The sequence below is a fragment of the Aldersonia kunmingensis genome, from assembly GCF_001646865.1.
Taxonomy (GTDB): Bacteria; Actinomycetota; Actinomycetes; order Mycobacteriales; family Mycobacteriaceae; genus Aldersonia; species Aldersonia kunmingensis.
This window is the reverse complement of the sequence record NZ_LRRB01000058.1, coordinates 1-3,367: the sequence shown is the minus strand read 5'-3', so window position 1 is coordinate 3,367 and position 3,367 is coordinate 1. Positions and strand designations below refer to the sequence as shown.

Here is a 3,367-nt window from a genome sequence, read left to right as displayed (position 1 = left end):
GGGGGGAGGAAGGTTTGCGCCGAGGAGCGCGCGCTCACGGGTGCGAAATGTGCTCCCGGGTGCGAAGTTTCGTACCCGGGAACAAGATTTGCACCCGTGAGGCGCTCGGTCGCGCTCAGTCCCTCAGTGCGGAGTTCATGAACTCGGCCGTGCTGCCGCCGATCGGCATGGCGGGCATGCCCAGCTTGCGGTGATCCCAGCTGCGCGTGCGGTCGACCCGCACACGTACTGCCACACGCTTGTTGAGCATCATTTCCACCATCGGGCGCATCGACTCGTCGTAGGGGCCCGTGTAGCGCTCCCAGACGCTGATGCCGACCTTGAACAGTGCCTCGGCGTCATCGACGATCTCGGCGCGTCCCTCGATCGCCACGCCGCGCAGGGTGTCGTAGGTGTCGCCGTCCTCGACCATCACCGTGACCCGGTCGTCGCGTCGCAGGTTGACCGCCTTCTGCGACTTCGCCTTGGTCTCGAACCAGATCTCGCCGTCGACGATGGCGTACCACATGGCGATCAGGTGCGGATTCCCCTTGGCGCCGATGGTCGCCATCGTGGCGACGCGGCTGCGCTCGAGGAACTGGCCGATCTCGTCGTCGGTCATCTGGATCTGTGAACGTTGATTGACACCCATTCCGCGACCATACCCAGCCGTTGTGTGGCGCCTCACAACGGTGTTGGAGAGCCGGTCAGAGGCGCTTGTGCAGTGCTTCCGCGGCCGCGAGCAGGTCCGCCGCCCAGCGGGCGCCGGGCCGGCGTCCCATCCGGTCGATCGGCCCCGAAACCGATACGGCGGCAATCACATTGCCATTGGCGTCGCGGACCGGTGCCGAAACGCTCGCGACGCCGGCCTCGCGCTCTCCGGCGCTCTGCGCCCAGCCACGCTTGCGTACCTCGAGCAGGCTGCGCTCTGTGAAGGACGCGTCCGAGATGATCGAGCGCTGCAGGTGCGGGTCTGCCCACGCGAGCAGGACCTTGGCGCCGGATCCCGCGGTGAGGGGCAGCCGGGCGCCGACGAGGACGGTGTCCCGCAGCCCGGTGAGCGGTTCCATCGAGGCGACGCATACCCGCTCGGCGCCCTCGCGCCGGTAGAGCTGCACGCTCTCGCCGGTGATCTCGCGCAGCCGGGGCAGCACGCTCGCTGCGGCGTCGACGAGTGTGTCGTTGGCGCTGGCGGCAAGCTCGGACAGCGCCGGGCCGGGGCGCCAGGCCCCGTCCTCGTCGCGGGTCAGCATGCGGTGCGTTTCCAATCCAACGGCCAGACGGTGCGCGGTGGCCCGGGGCAGCCCGGTGCGCGAGACCAAGTCGTTGAGCGTGCACGGCTGCTCGGCGGCGGCGTGCAAAACGACCATCGCTTTGTCGAGCACCCCGATACCGCTATGCTGTCTCATAGAACGATATTCTCATCTCGTATAGTGAGATTGCAAACGATGTTTTCCCAGCCCGGAAACATTATGGAAAGCAGGGTCGGGTCGGCCCGTCTTCTTCTCGAAAGAGGTGCATTGATGACGACCAAGCCGCGCACGCTGGCGGAAAAGGTTTGGGATGCCCACGTGGTCTCACGTGGCGAGGGTGAAGGCGACAATCGCCAGCCCGATCTCATCTACATCGATCTGCACCTCGTTCATGAGGTCACCAGTCCGCAGGCCTTCGACGGTCTTCGTCTCGCCGGCCGGCCCGTGCGCCGTCCGGATCTGACGATCGCGACCGAGGACCACAATGTGCCGACGGTCGACATCGACAAGCCGATCGCGGACCCGGTCTCGCGCACGCAGGTCGAGACCCTGCGCCACAACTGCGAAGAGTTCGGCATCCGGCTGCATCCGATGGGCGATATCGAGCAGGGCATCGTGCATGTCGTCGGCCCGCAGCTCGGCCTCACTCAGCCCGGCATGACGGTCGTCTGCGGTGACAGTCACACGTCCACGCACGGCGCGTTCGGCTCGATCGCGATGGGTATCGGCACCAGCGAGGTCGAGCATGTCCTCGCGACGCAGACGTTGTCGCTGCGCCCGTTCAAGACGATGGCCATCACCGTCGATGGCGAATTGCCGCCGGGTGTATCGAGCAAGGACCTGATCCTCGCCGTGATCGCCAAGATCGGCACCGGTGGCGGACAGGGCTACGTGCTCGAGTATCGCGGCGACGCCATCCGCAAGATGTCGATGGAAGCGCGGATGACGATCTGCAACATGTCGATCGAGGCCGGCGCGCGCGCCGGCATGATCGCCCCGGACGAGATCACCTACGAGTTCATCAAGGGCCGTGCGCACGCTCCGAAGGGCGCGGACTGGGATGCCGCGGTGGCCGCATGGAGCGAGCTTCGCACCGATGAGGGCGCGGTCTTCGACAACGAAGTACACATCGACGCAACCGCGCTCACACCGTTCGTCACCTGGGGTACCAACCCGGGTCAGGGCCTGCCGCTTGGCGCAGCGGTGCCGGACCCCGCCGATATCGTTGACGAGAACGAGCGGGCCGCGGCGGAAAAGGCGCTGCGGTACATGGATTTGTCGCCGGGCACTCCGCTGCGTGATGTCAGCGTCGACACCGTCTTCGTTGGTTCGTGCACCAACGGCCGGATCGAGGACCTGCGTGCTGTGGCCGACGTGCTGCGTGGGCGCCGCGTCGCCGACGGTGTCCGGATGCTCGTGGTGCCGGGTTCCATGCGGGTTCGTGCGGAGGCCGAGGAGGAGGGTCTCGGTGAGATCTTCACCGCCGCGGGAGCCGAATGGCGTCAGGCCGGTTGCTCGATGTGCTTGGGAATGAACCCCGATCAGCTCGCACCGGGGGAGCGCTCGGCCTCGACCTCGAACCGCAACTTCGAAGGCAGGCAGGGCAAGGGTGGACGGACGCACCTCGTCTCGCCGCAGGTTGCCGCCGCCACCGCCGTTCGTGGCCGCCTGGCCGCGCCCGCTGATCTCGACTGACTCGCCCGAACCCGTTAGGAGTTCTTAGGAAAATGGAAGCTTTCACCGTTCACACCGGAATCGGCGTTCCGCTGCGGCGCTCGAATGTCGACACCGATCAGATCATTCCGGCCGTGTATCTGAAGCGCGTCACGCGAACCGGCTTCGAGGATGGCCTATTTGCGGCCTGGCGCACGGATCCTTCTTTCGTACTGAACGTTCCGCCGTACGACCGCGGCAGCGTATTGGTCGCTGGTCCGGATTTCGGTACGGGATCGTCTCGCGAACATGCGGTCTGGGCGCTGTCGGACTTTGGATTCCGCGTTGTGATCGCTTCTCGCTTCGCCGATATCTTCCGCGGCAACGCTGGCAAGGCGGGTCTGCTTGCCGCTCAGATGGCACAGCCGGACGTCGAACTGCTCTGGAAACTGCTCGAAGAGCAGCCGGGTCTGGAACTTGTT

4 protein-coding genes are annotated in these 3,367 nt (G+C 66.0%); 2 read left to right on the top strand and 2 right to left on the bottom strand.

Annotation, left to right across the window (positions count from 1 at the left end; genetic code table 11):
• Positions 1 to 115: 115 nt before the first annotated feature.
• Complete coding sequence (locus A8G08_RS04245) at positions 116 to 631, bottom strand: PPOX class F420-dependent oxidoreductase (RefSeq protein WP_068270570.1); 516 nt, start codon at positions 629 to 631, stop codon at positions 116 to 118.
• A 55-nt stretch (positions 632 to 686) separates the two neighbouring features.
• A complete protein-coding gene (locus A8G08_RS04240; protein WP_068270566.1) occupies positions 687 to 1,388 on the bottom strand; it encodes an IclR family transcriptional regulator in 702 nt (233 codons plus the stop codon).
• 114 nt (positions 1,389 to 1,502) lie between these two features.
• Between A8G08_RS04240 and leuC the strand changes: the two genes are divergently transcribed.
• Both leuC and leuD read left to right on the top strand, forming a co-directional pair.
• Positions 1,503 to 2,927 (top strand): 3-isopropylmalate dehydratase large subunit, encoded by a 1,425-nt coding sequence (leuC, locus tag A8G08_RS04235; RefSeq protein WP_068270563.1) that lies wholly within the window; start codon positions 1,503 to 1,505, stop codon positions 2,925 to 2,927.
• A 32-nt stretch (positions 2,928 to 2,959) separates the two neighbouring features.
• Positions 2,960 to 3,367, top strand: a 408-nt coding sequence (leuD, locus tag A8G08_RS04230; RefSeq protein ID WP_068270560.1) for a 3-isopropylmalate dehydratase small subunit, incomplete at its 3' end; no start/stop codon positions are given.

Excerpts from the sequence above, each read along its gene's own strand:
- A8G08_RS04245 (WP_068270570.1), bottom strand. The coding sequence starts at position 631 with ATGGGTGTCAATCAACGTTCACAGATCCAGATGACCGACGACGAGATC.
- A8G08_RS04240 (WP_068270566.1), bottom strand. The coding sequence starts at position 1,388 with ATGAGACAGCATAGCGGTATCGGGGTGCTCGACAAAGCGATGGTCGTT.
- leuC (WP_068270563.1), top strand. The coding sequence starts at position 1,503 with ATGACGACCAAGCCGCGCACGCTGGCGGAAAAGGTTTGGGATGCCCAC.